Annotated in this window: 22 protein-coding genes and 1 tRNA gene; 15 read left to right on the top strand and 8 right to left on the bottom strand. The window is 60.3% G+C overall.

Annotation, left to right across the window (positions count from 1 at the left end; all coding sequences use genetic code 11):
* Positions 1-43 precede the first annotated feature (43 nt).
* Positions 44-1,936 carry a peptidylprolyl isomerase gene (locus tag GGI60_RS27350; protein WP_183913922.1) on the bottom strand — a complete coding sequence of 631 codons (1,893 nt, stop codon included), beginning with the start codon at positions 1,934-1,936 and terminating at the stop codon, positions 44-46.
* Positions 1,937-2,155: 219 nt separating this feature from the next.
* Here GGI60_RS27350 and GGI60_RS27345 point away from each other — a divergent pair, with 219 nt between their 5' ends.
* Positions 2,156-2,437 carry a hypothetical protein gene (locus GGI60_RS27345; RefSeq protein WP_183838904.1) on the top strand — a complete coding sequence of 94 codons (282 nt, stop codon included), beginning with the start codon at positions 2,156-2,158 and terminating at the stop codon, positions 2,435-2,437.
* Positions 2,438-2,515: 78 nt separating this feature from the next.
* Here the strand turns inward: GGI60_RS27345 and GGI60_RS27340 are convergent, their stop codons facing one another.
* On the bottom strand, positions 2,516-2,770 hold the full coding sequence (locus tag GGI60_RS27340) for a GlsB/YeaQ/YmgE family stress response membrane protein (protein WP_183913783.1): 255 nt from the start codon (positions 2,768-2,770) through the stop codon (positions 2,516-2,518).
* 530 nt (positions 2,771-3,300) lie between these two features.
* On the opposite strand from GGI60_RS27340, the gene GGI60_RS27335 reads away from it, so the two are divergent.
* The 3 genes from GGI60_RS27335 (at position 3,301) to GGI60_RS27325 (ending at position 5,764) form a co-directional block, all read left to right on the top strand.
* Positions 3,301-3,456: an entericidin gene (locus tag GGI60_RS27335; protein WP_183913785.1), complete on the top strand. Its 156-nt coding sequence runs from the start codon at positions 3,301-3,303 to the stop codon at positions 3,454-3,456.
* Positions 3,457-3,959: 503 nt separating this feature from the next.
* Positions 3,960-4,853 carry a transglutaminase N-terminal domain-containing protein gene (locus GGI60_RS27330; protein WP_183913787.1) on the top strand — a complete coding sequence of 298 codons (894 nt, stop codon included), beginning with the start codon at positions 3,960-3,962 and terminating at the stop codon, positions 4,851-4,853.
* A 104-nt stretch (positions 4,854-4,957) separates the two neighbouring features.
* Entirely contained in the window at positions 4,958-5,764 is an 807-nt protein-coding gene (locus GGI60_RS27325) for a transglutaminase-like domain-containing protein (protein WP_183913789.1), read from the top strand.
* Between the two features lie 33 nt (positions 5,765-5,797).
* Here the strand turns inward: GGI60_RS27325 and GGI60_RS27320 are convergent, their stop codons facing one another.
* The gene (locus GGI60_RS27320) at positions 5,798-6,022 is read right to left on the bottom strand and encodes an alkylphosphonate utilization protein (protein WP_064710564.1); all 225 of its coding nucleotides are present in this window, start codon (positions 6,020-6,022) and stop codon (positions 5,798-5,800) included.
* 600 nt (positions 6,023-6,622) lie between these two features.
* Positions 6,623-7,312: a TetR/AcrR family transcriptional regulator gene (locus GGI60_RS27315; protein ID WP_183913791.1), complete on the bottom strand. Its 690-nt coding sequence runs from the start codon at positions 7,310-7,312 to the stop codon at positions 6,623-6,625.
* Positions 7,313-7,506: 194 nt separating this feature from the next.
* Between GGI60_RS27315 and GGI60_RS27310 the strand changes: the two genes are divergently transcribed.
* Positions 7,507-7,995: a RidA family protein gene (locus tag GGI60_RS27310; protein ID WP_183913793.1), complete on the top strand. Its 489-nt coding sequence runs from the start codon at positions 7,507-7,509 to the stop codon at positions 7,993-7,995.
* 169 nt (positions 7,996-8,164) lie between these two features.
* On the opposite strand, the gene GGI60_RS27305 is transcribed toward GGI60_RS27310, so the two are convergent.
* Together GGI60_RS27305 and GGI60_RS27300 are read right to left on the bottom strand one after the other, a co-directional pair.
* Positions 8,165-8,254, bottom strand: a tRNA-Ser gene (locus tag GGI60_RS27305).
* A 166-nt stretch (positions 8,255-8,420) separates the two neighbouring features.
* The gene (locus GGI60_RS27300) at positions 8,421-9,242 is read right to left on the bottom strand and encodes an Ig-like domain-containing protein (RefSeq protein ID WP_183913796.1); all 822 of its coding nucleotides are present in this window, start codon (positions 9,240-9,242) and stop codon (positions 8,421-8,423) included.
* Positions 9,243-9,794: 552 nt separating this feature from the next.
* Here GGI60_RS27300 and GGI60_RS27295 point away from each other — a divergent pair.
* From GGI60_RS27295 to GGI60_RS27280, 4 genes are all read left to right on the top strand, one after another.
* The gene (locus GGI60_RS27295; RefSeq protein ID WP_183913797.1) at positions 9,795-10,901 is read left to right on the top strand and encodes a septal ring lytic transglycosylase RlpA family protein; all 1,107 of its coding nucleotides are present in this window, start codon (positions 9,795-9,797) and stop codon (positions 10,899-10,901) included.
* Between the two features lie 209 nt (positions 10,902-11,110).
* Positions 11,111-12,268, top strand: coding sequence for a D-alanyl-D-alanine carboxypeptidase family protein (locus GGI60_RS27290; protein WP_183913799.1), 1,158 nt, complete (start codon positions 11,111-11,113; stop codon positions 12,266-12,268).
* A 192-nt stretch (positions 12,269-12,460) separates the two neighbouring features.
* On the top strand, positions 12,461-13,141 hold the full coding sequence (gene tmk, locus GGI60_RS27285; protein ID WP_183913801.1) for a dTMP kinase: 681 nt from the start codon (positions 12,461-12,463) through the stop codon (positions 13,139-13,141).
* A gap of 8 nt (positions 13,142-13,149) precedes the next feature.
* Positions 13,150-14,175, top strand: coding sequence for a DNA polymerase III subunit delta' (locus GGI60_RS27280; protein WP_183913802.1), 1,026 nt, complete (start codon positions 13,150-13,152; stop codon positions 14,173-14,175).
* Positions 14,176-14,293: 118 nt separating this feature from the next.
* Here the strand turns inward: GGI60_RS27280 and GGI60_RS27275 are convergent, their stop codons facing one another.
* Positions 14,294-15,082 carry a sulfite exporter TauE/SafE family protein gene (locus tag GGI60_RS27275; protein ID WP_183913804.1) on the bottom strand — a complete coding sequence of 263 codons (789 nt, stop codon included), beginning with the start codon at positions 15,080-15,082 and terminating at the stop codon, positions 14,294-14,296.
* A 232-nt stretch (positions 15,083-15,314) separates the two neighbouring features.
* On the opposite strand from GGI60_RS27275, the gene metG reads away from it, so the two are divergent.
* From metG to GGI60_RS27260, 3 genes are read left to right on the top strand one after another with little or no spacing between them, the layout of a single operon-like run.
* Positions 15,315-16,865: a methionine--tRNA ligase gene (gene metG / locus GGI60_RS27270; RefSeq protein WP_183913806.1), complete on the top strand. Its 1,551-nt coding sequence runs from the start codon at positions 15,315-15,317 to the stop codon at positions 16,863-16,865.
* Positions 16,866-16,869: 4 nt separating this feature from the next.
* Positions 16,870-17,652: a TatD family hydrolase gene (locus tag GGI60_RS27265; protein WP_183913808.1), complete on the top strand. Its 783-nt coding sequence runs from the start codon at positions 16,870-16,872 to the stop codon at positions 17,650-17,652.
* Between the two features lie 4 nt (positions 17,653-17,656).
* Positions 17,657-18,472: an MBL fold metallo-hydrolase gene (locus tag GGI60_RS27260; RefSeq protein WP_183913810.1), complete on the top strand. Its 816-nt coding sequence runs from the start codon at positions 17,657-17,659 to the stop codon at positions 18,470-18,472.
* Here the strand turns inward: GGI60_RS27260 and GGI60_RS27255 are convergent.
* Complete coding sequence (locus GGI60_RS27255; protein WP_183913812.1) at positions 18,469-19,095, bottom strand: TerC family protein; 627 nt, start codon at positions 19,093-19,095, stop codon at positions 18,469-18,471. The genes GGI60_RS27260 and GGI60_RS27255 overlap by 4 nt on opposite strands.
* 246 nt (positions 19,096-19,341) lie before the next feature.
* Here GGI60_RS27255 and GGI60_RS27250 point away from each other — a divergent pair, with 246 nt between their 5' ends.
* The 3 genes from GGI60_RS27250 to GGI60_RS32840 all read left to right on the top strand — a co-directional run bounded on the left by GGI60_RS27250 (position 19,342) and on the right by GGI60_RS32840 (position 20,727).
* Positions 19,342-20,010 carry a hypothetical protein gene (locus GGI60_RS27250; protein WP_183913813.1) on the top strand — a complete coding sequence of 223 codons (669 nt, stop codon included), beginning with the start codon at positions 19,342-19,344 and terminating at the stop codon, positions 20,008-20,010.
* 62 nt (positions 20,011-20,072) lie between these two features.
* Positions 20,073-20,453, top strand: a complete 381-nt coding sequence (locus GGI60_RS27245) for a hypothetical protein (RefSeq protein WP_183913815.1) — start codon at positions 20,073-20,075, stop codon at positions 20,451-20,453.
* Positions 20,454-20,565: 112 nt separating this feature from the next.
* Positions 20,566-20,727 carry an AsnC family transcriptional regulator gene (locus tag GGI60_RS32840; RefSeq protein ID WP_183913929.1) on the top strand — a complete coding sequence of 54 codons (162 nt, stop codon included), beginning with the start codon at positions 20,566-20,568 and terminating at the stop codon, positions 20,725-20,727.
* The last annotated feature ends 189 nt before the right edge of the window (positions 20,728-20,916 follow it).

The raw sequence follows: 20,916 nt of genomic DNA, 5'->3' as shown, positions 1-20,916 counted from the left end.
AGGATTCAGATTTTAGGCCGACCCGGCCTAAAATCATCCTGTTCTAGCGGGCCGCCGTCTGTTCGGCGAGTGTCTGGTTGACCTGCGCGCCGTACTGCGCCTGCAGCAGGTTGACCATCTGATCGAGAATATCATCACCGGCGGCGTTGGCCATGGCGGTGAGCTGGGCATCGCGATTGTTCAGCACGTCGCCGGTCGGCTGGCTGTTGACCTCGGTCACCTTCATCAGGATCTGCGTCGAGGGATCGGCGCCGACAGCGCTTGCCACCGTATCGATAGGGCCGGAGAAGGCGGCCTTGACGCCGGCGCGGCCGAGAACCGGATCGTCGGTGGAGCGGGTAATGCCGCTCTTGCTTTCGACGGCGATGCCGAGTGGCGTCGCAATGTCCGCAAGGGCGGTGCCCTTTTGTGCCTCGGCCTTCAATTCGTCGGCCTTTTTGGCCAGTTCGGCCTTCTGCTGCTCCGCCGTCCAGTCCTCGACGGCTTTTTCGCGCACCTCGGCGATCGGACGGTCGCGGTCCGGCGTGATCTCGCGGACGTTGAACCAGACATAACCATCATTGCCGATCGGAAGCGGCGGCGCATCGACGCCGACCTCGGTCTTGAACGCTTCCCCGAGCAGCTGCTGTTTGGCGGGGATATCCTTGACCTCTTTGCCGTCCTTGTCGGCACCGGTCGCGTCGACAGCATCGATGGTGACGGCGTTGAGCTTCAGCTGGCCGGCGATATCTTCAAGCGTGGCGCCGCCGGCGCGCAGATCCTCGATACGGTCGTGAACGTTGATCACTTCCTGAGAGGCATTGGAAAGCGCCAGCTGCTTGCGTATCTCCTCCTTCACCTCGTCGAAATTCTTCACCGTTTCCGCCTTGATATTGGTGATGCGCAGGATGACGGGACCGAAAGAACCGTCGACAACCGGCGTCGTGCCGCCGTCCTTCGAAACCGCGAAGGCGGCGTCGGCAACGGCCTGGTCGGGAACCTTGTCCTTGGTGAATTCGCCAAGCAGCACGTCGCTTGCCGTCTTGCCCTGGTCGGAGACCAGCTGATCGAAGCTGGTGCCGCTCTTCAACGCAGTTTCGGCGGCGGCGGCAAGATCCTTACTGGTGAAGGTCAGCTGCTCGATGGTGCGGCTTTCGGGCGTACGATAGCTATCCTTGCCCTTATCGAAGGCTTCGCGGACCTGGTCGTCGGTGACGGTCGCGGCATCGGCGATATCGGCCGGCTGCAGCTTGAGATAGGCGATCTTGCGATATTCCGGCGCGCGGTAACGCTGTTTGACGCCCTCGAACCAGGCGGCGAGCACATCATCGGCCGGCGCCTTGATCGGTTCGATATTGGCGTTGGTCAGCAGGAGGTAGTCGACACTGCGGCTTTCATCGCCGTAAAGCTTCAATGCGTCGACCAGCGTCTTCGGCGCGGTGAAGCCGTTGGAAACGGCATCGACGATCTGGCTACGCACGGCCACCTTGCTGCGTTCCTTGATGTAATCGTCCTGGCGGATGTTGGCATTGCGCAGGCGAGAGACGAACAGCTCGCGATCGAACTGGCCATTGATGGCCTTGAAAGCCGGATCATCACCGATCAACTGGGCGAGGCGATCCTCTGACAGTCCGAGATTCATGTCTGCGGCGAGCTGGTCGAGCGAAGCGCCCGCGATGAGCTGAGAGAGGACCTGCTGTTCGACGCCGAAGGCACGGGCCTGTTCGGGCGTGAGACGCATGCCGAATTGCTGGCCGAGGCTTGCCACCTGACGCTGATAGGCGAGGTGGAATTCGTTGACGCCCACACGCTGATCGCCGACGGTCACGACCGTGGTGCTGTTGCCGCCTGATATCAGCTCGCGCGATACGCCCCAGATACCGAAGGAGGCGACCAAGAGAAGCAGGAGCAGCTTGGCAACCCAGGTCTGAGCAGCTCTTCTCAGAAAATGGAACATGGAAACGCAAACCTCGCAGTATTCATTGACCCGCGCGCGGGCAGACATTCGACGTTCCTTAGAACAAACCCGACAGGAAATGAAGGGTTGTCACGCGAAAAGCTGCGCAGAGCGACGGTGACGACGCAAGGCGTTGACCGCACACAAAAGATCGGCTTCGGCGGAACCTTTCGGGCCGCCATTTCGTTGAAGCGGCATCCCATGAAACAGGAGCAGACCATGGCAGATTTGAAAACCGCTTCCGCCGAATCCACCGCTGCGCGCGTCAAGGCGGATATCGCAGCAGACGATCTGTCGGCGCAGGTCACGGCACTCCGTGAAGATCTGTCCAGGCTGACGGACAGTGTGCGGGCGCTGGGGCAGGGGGCGAAGTCGGTGGTTACGGACGAAGCTTCGTTGATGACGGAACGGCTGCGCGACAAGGTTCGCGAAGAACCGATCATGGCGCTCGCGGTGACGGCGGGCATCGCCTATGTTTTCGGCCTGATGAGCCGCCGCTGACACGGAATTCGGGCCAGAAAAAGCCGGACGCAAGGCGCGCCCGGCTTTGAGTCATGTCCGAGAGTTATGTCTGGGCCATTAGCGGCGGATGGCGCGGCCAACGAAAATCAGCAGGCACGCACCGACGAAGCCGGTGATCAGGTAACCCAGCCAGCCGGCCAGCGGCTGAATGTGCAAGAGGCCGAGGATCCAGTTGGCGACGATCGCGCCGACGATGCCAAGCAATATGTTCATGAGCAGGCCCATGCTGCTGCTCATGGCTTTTTCCGCCAGCCAGCCGGCGATACCGCCGATGATGATGGCTGCAATCCAACCCACGCCCGCGCCTTCCATGGTAATCCCTCGTGTAAACCGACTCGCAGCAAAGCACGAAACCGCAGAAAGTTCCACTCCTGGAGGAATTTAGTCGATTATGGCTGCAACAGGGTGACCGGCGTCTCCAGCAGGTAGGCAATCAGCTGGAACAGCAGGCCTGCCACAGTAAGCATTGCGAAGCCGAAAGGCATGATCAGGCTTTTGCTAAACATTCTTACCTATCCCCTTCTGGGTATAGAATAAGCCTAACTTCGATCGACGCAAGGTTATTACTAACAGATAGTTAAGGGTGATGTTTATGTAAAATTAGAAATACCACCAATGCAGTAGTATGATCCGCTGCGACCGGCGATGAAATACAGGTACTACAGGCAATGTCACCGCTAAGAGGCAAACAATCCCAACATTTCATGGGGTTTTTACCTGGCGTAACCTGGATCATTATCGGGTACAGGGCGACGGAACATGCCCCGATTTAATGCACGGATTGATTTTGGCGCGGACTGCATCATTTTTCCTGGAGGTCGCCTCTATCAGGGAAAAACTCGATGTCAAAAGCTGCTATCGCCTTTGCCTGCCTTTGCCTGCTGACGCTTTCCGCTTGCGGCAACACTGCCTACGGACTGAAGAAGGATGGGCAGGAGGCCAGCCACGCAATGGACAACGCGACGCATCGGGTGCTTTCGGCCGGTGCCAAGAAGTAACGGCAGCAGCGAAACGCGCGCCATCACTGGGCGGCCAAGCTCTGCATGAAAAAAAGCCCGCCTGGGGTGAGGCGGGCTTGGCCTAACAGAGAGAATGGACGGATGGAAACCGTCTCGACTAATACAGCATTTCCTTAATCGTATGGCTTTACGTCATTCGACGTAACCGCGACCGGCAGATTCCGGCCGCGACCGCCAGGATCGAGTTTAGAAGCTGCCCCAATTCTGAGCGCGGGCACGGGCGCGAATAATCCGATATTCGCGACCGCCATAGAGCGAACCGATGATCAGCAGAAGAGTGAGAACGTCCCAGATGATATGCATGTTATCCTCTTAGGTTGGACGGCCCTGCCGTCGATCGGTCAAGGTACAATAGCAATCTTTCAAACCCGCTTATATGACAAGAAATCGGGATAGGCGGGGAAGCGGGAAGGGCGCTTCATGAGGAGACGGAGTCGCCATCTTGGGAGCAGTAAGGTGAATAGATCCCCCGGTGGCGGGCCATGACGATTTTTACGGTCCGCCACATCACGGCCTATCGTTACCGCAGGGAGGTCGATTTCGGCGAGCATCGCCTGATGTTCCGGCCGCGCGACAGTTTCGACCAGCGGCTGATCGAAGCGTCGTTGACGACCTATCCGGAGCAAAGTCATGTGCGTTGGATCCACGATGTTTTCGGCAATTGCGTGGCGCTCGTCGATTTTTCGCGGCCCTCCTCCGAGCTTCGCTTCGAAACCTGGATCACGCTCGACCACACACCCCAGTTCGCCCCGGATATTCGAATCGACGAGGCGGCGCTCACCTATCCCTTCTCCTACGACAAGGACGAAATCGCCGATCTCGCGCCGGCGATGCAGCGCCACTACCCCGATCCGGGCGATGAGATCGGCCGCTGGGCGCGCCGGTTTGTGCGCCTGGGGCACCCGACTGAGACTGGGCACCTGCTGATGACGCTCTGTTATGCCATTCGGGAAAGCTTCGCTTATGCGCGGCGCCACGAACATGGGACGCAGGCACCGCTTGAGACCTTAAATCTTCGCTCCGGCACGTGCCGGGATTTCGCACTTCTGATGATGGAGGCTGCTCGCACGCTCGGCCTGGCAGCGCGATTCGTAAGCGGCTATGTTTACGTCCCCGATCGGGACGGCTCCACCGTGCTCGGCGGCGGCTCCACACATGCATGGTGCCAGATCTATCTTCCCGGGGCTGGGTGGGCGGAGTTCGATCCGACCAATGGCATCGTCGGCAACCGCGATCTGATTCGCGTGGCCGTTGCCCGCGATCCGCGCCAGGCTGTTCCTTTGAGCGGCAGCTATGACGGCGACGGGTCGGATTTCGACAGCATGACGGTGCAGGTCAACGTCACCACGCAGCAGGCGGGGATAAAACAGGGATGATGATGGATCACCGCGGCTGGATGACAGTTGCGCGGCCGCTGGAACCGGGCAGCGCAATCGGCGTTCCATACTCACCTCCATGCGGGCAGGACGAGGAAGCCACAATGAAGATACGCGCCGGGTTCCATCTGGGCTATGAATGCATCCAGCCGACGCCGATGCTGCTGGTGCTCAACATTCACCCCTCTCGTCGTGCCGATCTTCTGAGCGAGCAGGTCCTGACATTCGACCGGGCTATCGAAGTCTGGGAGTATACCGACAGTTTCGGCAACGCCTGCAGCCGGATCATCGCTCCGCCCGGGCTGACGACGATTTCGACCAGATTCGAGATTTACGACACGGGGCAACCCGACGTCGTGCCCACCGAGGCCGTGCAGCATGCGATTAAGGACCTACCCGACGAAGTGCTCGTCTTCCTGCTTGGCAGCCGTTACTGCGACACCGACAGGCTTTCGGATTTTGCCTGGAAAACCTTCTCGTCGACGCCGCTCGGCTGGGCGCGCGTGCAGGCGATTTGCGACTTTGTGCATAACCACATCACCTTCGACTATCAGAAGGCCGACGTTCTCAGAACCGCGCATGGCGGCTTTACCGACAAGAGCGGCGTCTGCCGCGACTTCGCCCATCTCGCCATGGCGTTTTGCCGATGCATGAACATTCCTGCCAGATATTGCACGGGCTATCTCGGCGATATCGGCGTTCCAGCCGATCCCAATCCAATGGATTTCAGCGCCTGGTTCGAAGTCTTTCTCGGCGGTCATTGGCACACGGTCGATGCCCGCCACAACACGCCGCGGATCGGCAGAATATTGATGGCGACCGGCCGCGACGCCACCGACGTCGCCATGTCGACGGCTTTCGGCCCGGCCACACTTTCCCGCTTCGAGGTGATCACCGAGGAAGTGCCGTGAAGGCACTCAAAAATTGCCGCGAACGAGCAAATCCTATGCCTTCTTCAGGAATTCCGTTTTCAGCACGAGGCCCTTGACTTGCTTGGTGTTGCACTCGATCTCGCCGGGATTGTCGGTCAGTCGAATGCCCTTGACCAAGGTTCCACGCTTCAGCGTCTCCGAGGTGCCCTTGACCTTAAGGTCTTTGATGAGAGTCACGGAATCGCCGTCGTGAAGCTGGCTTCCGTTGCTGTCTTTTACAATAATGTCCTCAGCCATGATGTCCTCGCTTGATGATGCGGCAGGGGAAATCACGACGACACGGGATAGTCAACCGCCGCCCTGCCGCGCCTCCCGAGGCCATTCACCTGGGTATGCAGATCACTTTTGCCGTCGCGGCCACATTGATCGCCGCGGCACTCGCCATCGCGGTCGGGACTTACCGTCGTGGCCGAGCGCCCGCGGGGCATTGAGACCGGACGGGGAGGCGACGCAGATCACTCCCCCGCCCGTCGCTCTTCGAGCCAAACCGACCAAGGTCCGATCAGAACCGGACTTCGTGCCGATACCAATGGCTTGGTTGCTGCAATAGTTTTCGCGGCGGGGCGGAATTCAGGAGCTTTATAGCGGTGACGAAAATTATCGTTGTAGGAATGATACTGACGCCGGTGATCTTCTGGGGTTCTATCGGCGTCTGGGTCTACTCGCTATTATCGTGAGGGCCCCCTCACACCTTCAGTCCACGATCATTTCATCGGGTATTCGGGCGAAGCGAAGTCATGGCCGGCGACGGTCCTGGACAATCTCCATCAAAACCAGGATCATGCTCAAGGCTTCTGACCAAGAGTGCTGATCAACTGGAAGGCCGAGCCCGGTTCGTTATTTTGGCACGAGCCCGTCAAGCAGGAAATCCAGACCTTTCCTGAAAGCGCCGTCCCAATCATTATCCAGCAGCAGACGAGCACGCTCGATCGTCGGATATTTTTCGCTGAGATGAGCAAGGCGCTGCTGCGCGGCGGCCATGTCGGCGTCGGAAAGGTCGAAATTCGCACGGGTGATGGTCGCGCCGATCACATAGTTCCAGAGCGACCATATCGCCCCGTTCAAATCTGCCTCGGCGACGCCGGCTCCGTATAAGATCCGACCCAGCAATTCCAGGCGACTGAGGATGTTCGGGCCGAGCGCCCGGCGCGGCAGCAGCGATGCCGACCAGGGATGGCGCAGCATGCCGGCGCGCCAGTCCTCGAGCATGTGAAAGATTGCGCCGCGCCAGTCCGCAGTCTCGCCGCCTTGCGGCCCGCGATATTCGAGAACCGAGTCGAGCGCCAGATCAAACACTTCCTCTTTGTTGTCGACATGCCAATAAAGGCTCATCGCGCCCGCGCCGAGGCGATCGGCCAGGCGGCGCATCGTCAATCCGTCGACACCTTCGGCATCCAGCAGTTCGACCGCGGTCGCGACGATCCGTTCGATCGAAAGCGCCCGTTCGCTGCCCTGCTGCATGGACGGGACCGACCCAGCTTGCCGTCGAGGCCGTTTACCCTGAGCGCCGCCGCCTTTGGCTGCCATGCGTCCTTCCTAAATGATCTGACGGTCGTTTTAAGCCGACAAAGCTGCAATTGTCGACTCCGGCCGATTGACTCGTACAACGTACGATGAGATTTGTTCGTACGTTGTACGAGTCAATCATGCGACGATCGAACGAGTATTCAATCGGAAGACCGCGGGCGCCATCGCTCGCAGTCCGCACGGCCAAGAAAATCATGTCACACACCATCAAACATTTGCTTTTCGGAGGGCTGATCATCATGACCACGGGAATTTCCACTGCGGCGACGGCAAATGCGGTCGACCTCAAGCCAACCATCGTCAATCCGAAAGACCTCTACGACCCGACGCCGAACGGCTACAGCACGGCGGCGATCGCACCGCGCGGCGCTCGGTTGGCCTTTATTTCAGGACAGGGTGGCCAGGACAGCACCGGCGCCTTGTCGCCGGACTTCGCTGTCCAGGTTAAGCAGGCTTACGCAAATCTGCGCGCCGCTCTCGATGGGCTCGGCGCAAGGCCGGATCAGGTCGCCAAGCTTACGGTCTTCGTGGTCGATCACGACATGTCCAAGCTCGAAGTGCTGACCAGAAACGTCAAAGAAACCTTCGGCGCGGCGCTGCCGGCGCAGACGCTTGTCCCGGTTCCCAAACTTGCAATAGACACGATGCTCTTCGAGGTCGAAGCCGTGGTCGTTCTAGAATAACGGCCGCGAGCGATCCGGCTGCGGCAAGGCTGCCGGCTCTCTTTTCGACCCGAGGATTATCGCTGCAGAAAACGGCGGGGCCGCCGTTTTCACCCGCCGCCTGCACTCGATCGCGCACGCGCCAAAGATTGCTTAATCGGGCGGCAGAACGTTGGCACATGAAAATGGATGGCGGAAGAGGTGGGATTCGAACCCACGGTACGGTTTCCCGTACGCCGGTTTTCAAGACCGGTTCCTTAAACCACTCGGACACTCTTCCAAGTAATTGAGAAGCTGTAAGAAATTCCGCCTCGGGATTTCCAGTGCATCGGTGGTTTCTGCCGATTTGCTGCCCATTCACTCACAGGCCGGCTATTTAGCAGCTTTGACCGCAGCGTCAACTGTTCTGCAGAGAAGCGGCTATGACAGCCGCTTCTCTGCAGTCGTCAGACCAGGACGGTGAAGTTGTCAAATGCGAGCTGCGGAAAGCCCGTCGGCTCTACATCGGGCTGAATATCGAAGCGGATGAAATCGACTGCTCCCAAGGCTTCCAGCGAAATGTGCTGGCCGTCGGCAATGGTGTCGCCATAAACTGTCAGCGACATCTCGCTCACCTTGTTGCCGCCGATATAGCCTTCGAACGTCACAAGGGCATCGACACCTTGATAGGCCGGGTCGAAAACCGTCGCGACGTCGACACCCTCCACGGTGAAGAGTTTGCCGTCAACGCGATTGAAGAATGGATTGTAGGGGTTGGTGACGACGTATTCGTTGCCGCCGGATTCGGCGACCGTCCACAGATTGCCGTCGAGCTTGTCGCCAAACTTGAAACCGGCATAGCCCGAGGCGATATCCGGCTGCCCGGGATATTCCGTCGGAGCCTTCTCGAAATCGATGGAATACAGCCCTTGCGGAGGCGTATGCACGCCGATGTTGAGATTGGCGACATCCGTGCCGCCTTTTCCATCGGAGATCTTGAAGGAGAATTTCTCGGCGAAGACTTCACCGGGTTCAAGGCTTGCGGGATCACTGACCGTGTAACTATAGCTGCCGTTGCTCCAGATCGTCAGCGTTCCGTGCTGACCCTCGATGGTCAGATATCCTGCTTCACCCGTCTTGTTGGGAATTCTTATTCCGTTGACGAACTGAACCTGAAGCAGGTCGCCATCGGAATCCGAGGCGCTATCGAGAAGGTTTCCTTCAATGGCTTCTGCTGGTGCGTAGTCGTGGATCGACACGTCAGGCACTGCTGGTTTGTGATTTGCCATAGCTCGGCTCCCTAAAGATGAGCGTGGAAAGGATGCGGGCTACGACCCGAACGCGGCAAATAAACTTTCTACTCCACTTTGAGTCAAGCAACAAACTACACGCCTCAAGGGAGTGACCGCTGCGGTTACTGGCGCAGGCTGCCCCCGACGGCGTGAAGATCAAGCCGCGCCACCACCCTGAGGCGAAAGTTCCAACTCCAGCGCAAATCGGCGGCCTCCTGGCGCTCGGTGGCCATTAACCTTCATGTCGCAGCTGTTTCGCTCCGGGGCATCTCGCGCTCCGATAGCTGGCTTTGCAATGCCAAATGATCCGCATCGGCACGCCGATTGCGGCTCTGACTGCAGCCGTGGAAGGGTAGGGCGGCCGCTTCGCGTTAGCGATTTGTAAACCATAATCATTAGAATTGTCGCTATCGCTACGAAAACGTTCGTAAATTCGCCACGAACCCAGCAAGATTTAAAGTCTCGTTAGGCGGGTGGGCATAAGGCGTTATTGGCCCAAGATGGGGCAAGGTTCCTTAACCATAACGATCTTTGAGCGGCGTGGGACATATGACATTGGGATACGGGGCGAGGTCTTTCGCAACGACAGCGCGGTGGCTGGCGATATCGGCGATGTGTGCGACGGTTGCTGCATGCGGCACGACACAGGCCGTGCCGAAGAAAAAGGCCCATGGCAAAGAGTATTTCTCAGAATCCGAATATGGCGTGAAGGCCAGCCCCCGCGTCGCCACCGGCAACAACATCCCGAAGGGCGGCGGCCGCTACATGGTCGGCAATCCTTATGTGGTGAAGGGTAAATGGTATTATCCGAAGGAAGACTTCTCCTATAGCAAGGTCGGCATCGCTTCATGGTATGGTTCGGCCTTTCATGGACGCCTGACGGCGAACGGCGAAGTCTACGACCAGATGCATCTTTCCGCCGCGCATCCGACTTTCCCGCTGCCGAGCTATGCTCGCGTCACCAATATCGAGAACGGCTCATCGATCATAGTGCGCGTCAACGATCGCGGTCCCTATCATGAAGGCCGCATCATCGATCTTTCCAACAAGACCGCCGATATGCTGGATCTGCAGCACAGCGGCACCGGCAAGGTGCGCGTGCAATATGTCGGCCGCGCTCGTATGGACGGCCACGACATGCCCTATCTGATGGCTTCCTACGTACCAAAGGGCAGCCGCATTCCCGGCGTCAATCCGGAAGGGCAGATTGCGAGCGGCGTCATGGTTGCCTCCAACAGCCGCAAGATCACCCGCGATCAGCTGCAGAGTGCGGAAGATTACGAGGCGCAGCCGACCAAGGTACCAGTGCCGATGTCGGCGACCTCCTATGCCGGCTCGACGCCGAGCGCGCGCTACAATGCGGCGCCCGCGCTTGCCCCGGGCGCCCATGTTCTGGTGGCGCCGACGGCACCGTCCTCAAATGCCGCGCCGGCCTTCGATCAGGTGGTCGTGCTGCCGGAGATCGGTCCCATGCCCTATGAACGCCCCTATGGCGGCTCTCAGCCTTCCCTCGCGCTTGGCTATCAGAACGAGGGCGTGAAGACGGTGACGGTCGATCTCGCCTTCGACGCGGTGATGGTGCGCAATGACGGATTGACGCAGGCCTCGATCCTTGCCTCGGCCAAGCGCCAGCAGGCAAAATCCGCGGCGCGCTGAGCATGGCGATTGCATCGGATTTCGCCGCGCTCTAACCTTCTCAAAACTGCCGTTCACCGATGGGAATTGCGATGCTGAGGCCTGTGCTTCGCCTTCTAGAGCGGTTGCGCTTTTCACCGAAGCGCAGAACCGCTCTAACCTTTTGTCTTTCCGCAGTTCCGAAGGCAAAACCGCTCGGCACTTTTGCCGCATTTGCTCTTGCATGCCTGATGCCGCTCGCCGGAGGCGCGCAAGCAGCCGATGGGGGTGCTTCCGGTTTCGCCACCAAGGCGGCGCAGGCCTATATGATCGAGGCATCCACCGGCACGGTGCTTCTCGCCAAGAACGAGGATCAGGGCTTTTCGCCGGCTTCGCTTGCCAAGCTGATGACAATGGATCTCGTCTTCGAGGCGGTGACCAAGGGCCAGATCACCCTCGACACTGAATATCCCGTTTCCGAATATGCCTGGCGCACCGGCGGCGCGCCGTCGAGGACGGCGACGATGTTTGCCGCCCTGAAATCGCGCGTGCGCGTCGAAGACCTGATCAAGGGCATCGCCATCCAGGGCGCCAATGACAGCTGCATCATTCTCGCCGAGGGCATGGCCGGAAGCGAGCAGCAATTCGCCGAATCGATGACGCGCCGCGCCCGCGAGATCGGCATGGAGAAGGCGGTGTTCGGCAATTCCACCGGCCTTCCGGATGGCAAGAGCAAGGTGACGGCGCGCGAGATGGTGACGCTTGCCGCCGCCCTCCAGCAATCCTATCCCAATCTTTATCCCTATTTTGCCCAGCCCGATTTTGAGTGGAACAAGATCTTTCAGCGCAACCGCAACCCGCTGCTCGGGCTCGATCTCGGCGCTGACGGACTTGCGACGGGCTTTAGCGAGGGTGAAGGTTATTCGATCGTCGCCTCGGTCCAGCGCGACGGCCGGCGGCTGTTTCTGGCACTCGCCGGAATCGCCTCCGACAAGGAGCGGACGGAAGAGGCCAAGCGTGTGCTCGAATGGGGCCTGACGGCCTTCGAGAGCCGGCAGATTTTCGCCGAGCATGAAGTGATCGGCGCAGCCAGCGTCTATGGCGGCGCGGCGCGCACCGTCGATCTGATCGCCAAAGCGCCGGTCAGCGTCTATATTCCGGTCAGCAATCCCGACCGGCTGTCGGCGCGCATCGTCTATCGCTGGCCGCTGACAGCGCCGGTGCAGCCGGATTATCAGGCCGGCACACTCAGGATTTTCGCCGGCAGCCGGCTTCTCAGGGAAGTCCCGCTCTATACCGCGCAGGCGGTGGGCGAAGGCTCGCTCAGCAGCCGCGCCGTCGATGCCATGCTGGAGCTCGGCGAATCGCTGTTTTTCTCCTGGCTCTGGGACAAGTCCGCGCCCGGCTGAAGCCGGTATCGCCAAGCGGCTGCACTGTCGGGCGCCAGATGTTCAAGACTTGAACGCCAGGCCTTCTGTTATAATTTGCCGGGGAAGGTGATTATGTCGCCGCGGCGAAAGGTTTTCCTTCCCGATGTCTTCGGATAGATAGAAGAGGCGGGGCGCGCGCGCGTGCGGCGCCCGGAATGCGGGAAGCTGTCATTGTTATCCGGTACGGGATTGTTCGTTACGTTTGAAGGCGGGGAAGGCGCGGGGAAATCCACGCAGATCCGCCGTCTCGCGGAGGCGCTGAAGGGCGAAGGTCACGATGTGCTGATAACGCGGGAACCGGGCGGATCGCCCGGCGCCGAGGCCGTGCGCCACGTGCTCTTGTCCGGGGCTGCCGAGGCCTTCGGCACACGGATGGAGGCGATCCTTTTTGCCGCTGCCCGCAACGACCATGTCGAAGAGGTGATCCGGCCGGCCCTTGCCGCGGGCAAGATCGTGCTCTGCGACCGCTTCATGGATTCCTCCCGTGTCTACCAGGGCATCACCGGCAACCTCGACCCCGATTTCATTGAGACGCTGCAGCGCATCGCCATCAATGGCGTCGTGCCCGATTGCACCTTGATACTCGACATTCCCGCAAAGGTCGGCCTGGAGCGGGCGCAGAAGCGCAGCGCGAGTGAGGCGCCCGACCGCTTCGAGAAGGAGCGGCTCGAAACGCATGAAAAACGGCGCGAGGCCTTTCTCGATATCGCCGCGCGCGAGCCGGAGCGCTGCCACGTGGTCAACGCCATGCAGACGGAGGAGGCGATCGCGGCCGAGATCCTGGCGATCATCAGGCAGCTCAAGTCGCCCGCAGACCGCGCCCGATTGCCGGAAGTCGCCCATCATGAGTGAATTCCATTATGAGTGAGGAGAGGCCGGGATTGCTCGACGGCGCTATTTGGCCGGCCGAGAACACCAGATTGTTTGGCCATGAGGAGGCGGAGGCCTTCCTCGCGCAATCCTACCGATCCGGCAAGGGGCATCACGCCATCCTGATCGAGGGGCCGGAGGGCATCGGCAAGGCGACGCTCGCCTTCCGCTTCGCCAACCACGTGCTCTCGCATCCCGATCCCGAGACAGCGCCGGAGACGATCGGCGATCCGGATCCCGCCTCCGCAGTCAGCCGCCAGATCGCCTCCGGCGCCTCGCATAATCTCCTGCATCTTGCCCGGCCGGTGGACGAAAAGACCGGCAAGGTGAAATCGGCGATAACAGTCGACGAGGTACGCCGCGCCGGCAAGTTCTTCTCGCAGACGTCAGGCACCGGCAATTGGCGGATCGTCATCATCGATCCGGCCGACGACATGAACCGCAATGCGGCCAACGCCATCCTGAAGATCCTCGAGGAGCCGCCGAAGCGGGCGCTATTTCTGGTGCTATCGCATGCGCCGGGTCGGCTGCTGCCGACGATCCGCTCGCGCTGCCTGCCGCTGAAACTAGCGCCGCTTGCCGACGACGCGCTTGTCGCCGCCCTTGCCCATCTCGGCATATCGGGAGAGGGCGGGGCGGTGCTTTCGGCCGCCAAGGGCAGCGTCGGCGAAGCGTTGAAGCTCTTGAACTATGGCGGCGGAGAGATCATCGCCGCCTATGACGAGGTGCTTTCCGCCGAAGGGCCGGCGGCCCGCAAGGCGATGCACCGGCTGGCCGATGCGCTGTCGGGCAAAGAAAGCGACACGATCTTCGATTTCTTTGTCAGCCATGTCGGCGACGACATCATGAACCGTGCACGTGTGGCAGCGGTGGAGGGGCAGATCGCTGCTGCCGAGCGTCTGGCGCGGCTCTATTCCGAGATCACTGAGCGGCTGACCATTTCGGATGCCTATAATCTCGACCGCAAGCAGACGATCATCAGCATTCTAGCCGATATCAAGCAGCCGGGCCTCTAAAGCGCGTCGCATCAAATTTGATTCATGCGACGCGCTTTAGCTCTTTGTTTTGATGCATGTCGTTGTCCCGGAACCACTGCACACTTCCGGGTGACATGCATGAGATTCCTGAGCCTGGTCAGCCGGTCAAGAGCTTGCCTGCGACGACGGCAAGCGTGGCGGCCAGGACGATGCGTATGGTGCGTTCATGCAGCTTCGGCGCCAGAAGGCTGCCGATAACGATGCCGGGAATCGAGCCGACGAGCAGGGCAAACAGCATCGCCCAGTCAATTTCGCCGATCAGCCAATAGCCCATGCCGCCGATTAGGGTCAGCGGTACCGCATGGACGATATCGGAACCGACGATCTCGCGCACGTTAAGCCTGGGATAGAGTACCAGCAGGATCGTCACACCGAGCGCACCGGCGCCGACCGAGGTCAGGGTGACGAGGACGCCAAGACAGAACCCAAGAATGACGGTGAGAATGAGGATGGTTGCCGGCTGCGGCGGCGTGCGATCGCCGATGGCGCGCCGCGCCAATTCGAGGATTGAGCCTCGGAAGACCAGCATAATCGCGGTCATGACAAGCAGCCAGCCGAGCGCAACCGTAATGGTGTTGGTCACGCCGATGCTTTTACGATCGACGCCTGCCAACAGCCAAAGCATCAGCACGGCGGCCGGCACACTGCCGGCGGCGAGGCTGCCGACGATCTTCCAATTGATCCGTCCATGCACGCCGTGAACGGCAGTGCCTGCCGTCTTGGTGATCGCCGCATAGAGGAGATCGGTGCCGACCGCGGTTGCGGGGTGGACGCCGAAGAGCAGCACCAGCAGCGGCGTCATCAGCGAACCGCCACCAACGCCGGTGATGCCGACAAGCGCGCCGACAAACAGGCCCGAAATCGAATAGAGCGGCTCGAATGTCAAACAAGCGGCCCCAACGGCGCGCGGCCACAACAAACCGGATCGATGAAAACTGACACTTCGTTCTGTCCCGCCCTCTTTCTGACGACCGGTAAATTGGGTGCGAAGCGGAGTCAAGTTCACGACCCCGTGTCCCGGAAATCATAACGGCGCCAAAACTTGATGTTTCGCTTGGCGGAGACATGCGCTAAGAGCGGCTGACCATTTTTATAGAGTAAGCCGGACATTGGCCGCCATGACAGACAAGACACCCTTCTATATTACCACCGCGATTTCCTATCCGAATGGCAAACCGCATATCGGCCATGCCTATGAGCTGATCGCGACGGATGCGATGGCGCGCTACCAGCGCCTGGACGGCAAGGATGTCTTCTTCCTGACCGGCACCGACGAACACGGCCAGAAGATGCAGCAGACGGCGCGCGCCGAGGGGATTACCGCGCAGGCGCTCGCCGACCGCAACTCCGGCGAATTCGAGGCGATGGCGAAGCTGCTCAACGCCTCGAACGATGATTTCATCCGCACCACGCAGGAGCGCCATCACGAGACATCGCGCAACATCTGGAAGATGATGGCCGACAATGGCGACATCTACAAGGACAGCTATGCCGGCTGGTATTCAGTGCGCGACGAGGCCTATTACCAGGAAAACGAGACGGAACTGCGCGCCGATGGCGTGCGTTACGGCCCGCAAGGCACGCCCGTCGAATGGGTGGAAGAGGCAAGCTATTTCTTCAAGCTCTCCGAATACCAGGAGAAGCTGCTGGCGCATTACGAGGCCAATCCCGATTTCATAGGTCCGGCCGAGCGCCGCAACGAGGTGATCTCCTTCGTCAAATCGGGGCTCAAGGACCTGTCGGTTTCGCGCACGACCTTCGACTGGGGCATCAAGGTGCCAAACGATCCGTCCCACGTCATGTATGTCTGGGTCGACGCACTGACCAACTACATCACTGCGACCGGCTATATCGAAGACAGGAACGGCCCGCGGGCCAAATACTGGCCGGCGGATGTCCACATCATCGGCAAGGACATCATCCGCTTCCATGCCGTCTACTGGCCGGCCTTCCTGATGTCGGCGAAGCTGCCGCTGCCGAAGCGGGTCTTTGCCCACGGCTTCCTGCTCAACAAGGGCGAGAAGATGTCGAAGTCGCTCGGCAATGTCGTCGATCCCGTCAATCTGGTGAACCATTTCGGTCTCGATCAGGTGCGCTACTTCTTCCTGCGCGAAGTTTCCTTCGGCCAGGACGGCAGCTACAGCGAAGAGGCGATCGGCACGCGCATCAACTCCGACCTCGCCAACGGCATCGGCAATCTCGCCAGCCGCTCGCTGTCGATGATCGTCAAAAACTGTGACGGCAAAATCCCGGAATGCGGGGCGCTAACCGACGAGGACAAGGCGATGCTGGCGCAGGCCGACGCGCTGCACGCGTCGACGCATGAAGACATGGGCAAGCAGCAGATTCACCGGGCGCTCGGTTCGATCATAGCCGTCGTTTCCGAGACCGACCGCTATTTTGCCGGGCAGGCGCCATGGGCGCTGAAAAAGACGGATCCGGCGCGCATGGGTACGGTGCTGTACGTCACCGCCGAAGTCGTGCGCCAGATTGCCATCCTGCTGCAGCCGTTCATGCCGGAATCGTCGGGTAAGCTGCTCGATCTCGTGGCTGCGCCTGCCGACAAGCGCGATTTTGCCGCCCTCGGCGAGGCCGGCCGCCTGATCGCCGGAACGCCGCTCGAGGCTCCGACGCCAGTCTTCCCGCGCTACGTGGCTCCGGAGGCTTGAGGCCGTGCTGATCGATACGCATTGCCATCTGGACTTCGCAGACTTCGAGGCCGAGCGCGACGAGATTGTCGCGCGCGCCCATGAGGCCGGTGTCAAACAGATGGTGACGATCTCGACGCGCGTGCGCAAGCTCGACGGGCTGCTCGCCATCACCGAGAAATATCCCTCGGTCTTCTGCTCGGTCGGTACGCATCCGAACAATGCCGACGAAGAGCTTGATATCCAGACGGAAGACCTCGTGCGTCTGGCGAACGCCCATCAGAAGGTGGTCGCGATCGGCGAGGCGGGTCTCGATTATTTCTACGACACGCAAAAGCCCGAGGACCAGCAGACCGGCTTTCGCCGGCATATTGCCGCCGCTCGGGAAACGCAGCTGCCGCTCGTTATCCACAGCCGCAGCGCCGATGAGGACATGGCAACGATCCTGACCGAGGAAACGGGGAAGGGGGCTTTCCCCTTTATCCTGCACTGCTTTTCGGCGGGTCCGGAACTGGCGCGAACCGGCGTCGAACTCGGCGGCTATGTCTCCTTCTCCGGTATCCTGACCTTCCCGAAGTCGGAAGAGCTGCGCGAGATTGCCAAGACGGTCCCGCAGGATCGGCTGCTGGTGGAAACGGACGCGCCGTATTTGGCGCCAAAACGCTGGCGCGGCAAGCGCAACGAGCCTTCCTATGTCGTCAACACGGCCGAAGTGCTCGCCGAGACGATCGGCCTTTCCTACGCGGAGATTGCACGGATCACGACGGAAAACGCTTTCCGCCTGTTCTCGAAAATGCCGAGGATCTAGCGGCGTGCTCTACCGGCGGCGTTTCACCATTCTCGGCTGTTCGTCGTCACCGGGCGTGCCGCGCATTTCTGGCGACTGGGGCGCCTGCAATCCCGACAATCCGAAAAACCGGCGCACGCGCGCCTCGTTCATGGTGCAGCAATTCGGCCATGACGGCGTCACTACGGTCGTCGTCGACACGGGGCCGGATTTTCGCGAGCAGATGATCAGGGCAGGGGCCGACCATGTCGATGCCGTGCTTTACAGCCATCCGCATGCCGACCACATTCACGGCATTGACGATCTGCGCGGTTATTTCCACAATACGCGCCGCCGCGTGCCGATCTTTGCCGACCAATATACGATGGACAGGCTGCGTGAAGCCTTCCGCTATTGCCTGGAAACGCCGCCCGGCAGCAATTACCCACCGATCGTTCTGCCTGTTGTCATCGAAAATATCGACGAACCCGTCGAAATCCGCGGCCCCGGCGGCAAGATCGATTTTTACCCGCATATCCAGCAGCATGGCGATATCCATTCGCTCGGTTTCCGCATCGGCGATGTGGCTTATTGCAGCGATATCAGCGATTTCCCGCCGCAGACCGTCGAGAAGCTGCAAAATCTCGACGTTCTGATCATCGACGCCCTGCAATATACCTATCATCCGAGCCATCTGTCGCTGGAACAGTCGCTCGACTGGATCAGCCGGCTCAAGCCGAAACGGGCGATTCTAACCCATATGCACACGCCGCTGGATTACGACGCGGTGATGGCTGAGACGCCCGAGCATGTGGTGCCGGCGTTTGACCAGATGAGCTTCGAGATTGAGGTCAGGCTCTAAAGCTTGAACCCGCTCGCTTGCACGTACGGCCACAGTTCGACGCCACCGCGGTGGATCATGTCGAGCGAGACGTACAGGATGATTAGGAGGCCGACATAGGCGATCCAGCGATGGCTGCTGAGCAACCGGGCGATCAGGTTTGCGGCGATACCCATCAGCGCGATCGATAGGGCAAGACCGATAACCAGCACGCTCGGATGTTCGCGCGCAGCACCGGCAACGGCGAGCACGTTATCGAGCGACATCGAGACGTCAGCGATGACGATCTGGGTCGCCGCCTGGAAGAAGGTCTTTCTCGGCGCGCCTTGAGCACCCACCGCCTCGTGGCTCTCGTGATGACCGGCGCGGAGCTCGCGCCACATCTTCCAGCAGACCCACAGCAGAAGCAGTCCGCCGGCCAGCAGCAGACCGACGATCGCCAGCAGATAGACCGCGACGCTGGCAAACAGAATACGGAGAAGGGTCGCGGCGACGATGCCGACGATGATCGCCTTGCGGCGCTGCGTAGCCTCGAGACCGGCAGCGGCAAGACCGATAACCACGGCGTTGTCGCCAGCGAGAACGAGGTCGATAGCAATGACCTGCAGCAAAGCCGTAAGACCGGCTGCCGTGAAGATGTCCATATGAAATGTCCCCAATGCGTCAAAAGCCGTGCTAGCGTCTCCACCGTTTGACGTCAACCGCCGAGGGATGCAACAGCCGGCGCAATTCACCGCGCGGTGCAGCCGAAATGACAAGCGGCAGCATTATGGAACTGACCGTCAAGTCGCCATTGCCTTGGAACATTCGTCTCGGCTGCCGGTTCTCCGAGTCAGGAAACCAGGCGTCGGGTCGGCGGCTGGAACGCGACATCGAGAGGAGAGTGTTCCGTGAGCAATATTCACAACGATACCAACCCCGGTTTTTCAGGCCCCGTGGGCGGCGGCAGCCTTACCGCATTTTTCGACAGCCGGTCGGAGGCCGAATCCGCGATTTCCCGCCTCGAGGATGCCGGCGTCCCCGTAGCGAGAATTCGATTGATGCCGGGATATGAGGCGGATGAAAAAAATGCCGGCGTCATGAGCGACGACCGCAGCGGCTTCTTCGACGCGCTGGCCGACTTCTTCTTCCCGGACGAGGATCGCGCGATGTACGCAGAAGGGCTGCGGCGAGGCGGCTTCCTCGTTCAGGTCAACGATATCGATGACGCGCTCTACGAAACCGTTCACGATATCCTGGACGACGAAGGCAGCATCGACATCGACGAGCGGGCGGATCTCTGGTTATCGGAAAGCGGACGCCAAGGCGGGTCGAATACCGGTTTTGCGGGCTCGGCCCATGGCGGCAAGGCCGCGGACGACCTGGCAGTATCCGAAAGCGCATTCGAAGGGCCGGCTTCCGACGAGGCGCCGGTCGCAGTGCGCGACACCGCGCATGGAAGCGCCAAGGTTCGTGCCTATAAATTCATCGGCGCTTCCGCATCATCGAACGATTCGCAACAGCAGTCGCAGACGCAAGGCGGATCGCAGCAGAGCCAGAGTTTCCGGCGCGATCATTGATGTGCAGCGAGGCCGGCGGCAATGCCGAGCCTCGCTGCGCTCACTTATTCGAGGACAAGTCGATGCAATCATCCATCAACCGCGACGGCTTTCTTCCGCCCGATCCCGATGAACTGGTCGCAGAAGGCGAACCGCCTTTTGCCGATGCGGCCGCCGAGTCCGCGCGTGAAAAGGCCGACCAAAGTCTGCACCACCTGCAGCGGGAATTGCGGCTGCTTCAGGCCCGCATCGGCCTGCTACGTGACGATGCGGAAGCAGCGCTGAAAGCCAAGGCAACATCCGTCGATGCGAATGCCCATGTCCAACTCGGCGACTATCCGTGGCTGAAACTCGCCTTAGCCACCGGCGCAGCCTTCGTCGCCGCGAGGGCGATCAGAAGCTTGCCGTTCGGCGTATTGCTGGGCGAATTTGCCGGTCATGTCTCGCAGACCAGACGGTGGTGAACGATCCGGCAAGGCAGAGCGAGTCCGGCGCCACGCACGACGCGACGAGGAAATCCTTCGACGAGGCTCCTGAAGTCCAGCCGTGCTACTACGTGACGGGCGAAGTGGTTTCATGCTGATCGTTGCCTTCCGAACCATGGGAGCCTACGAAGCCATGGCCCGGCGCCTGTTCTTCGCCAACAGGAACGTCAAGCGGTTCCGCAGTTTTATAGCGATGGAGAGAGTGAAGGTGGGCCTCATTATCGCGCTGGAGCCGCAACGCGATCGGAGCTGAGCCGGACTGGGGCAGCGCAAAGGCGGACGACATAAGCCTTTGGTGTGGCTGACAAAGGTTTGCGTTCCATAATCTGTCTTATGCGATATTTGTTTGTAGGAGCTATTTAGTAATGCGACAGTTGGGCCAGTTAGAGATGCGACAGTCTCGCCTCTCGACGTGCTGGTCAATGCCAACGTTGGGAGCAAG

It is taken from the genome of Rhizobium lentis (assembly GCF_014200175.1).
Classification (GTDB): Bacteria; Pseudomonadota; Alphaproteobacteria; order Rhizobiales; family Rhizobiaceae; genus Rhizobium; species Rhizobium mulingense.
The sequence above is the reverse complement of the archived record's forward strand: the minus strand, read 5'-3'. Positions and strand labels throughout refer to the sequence as shown.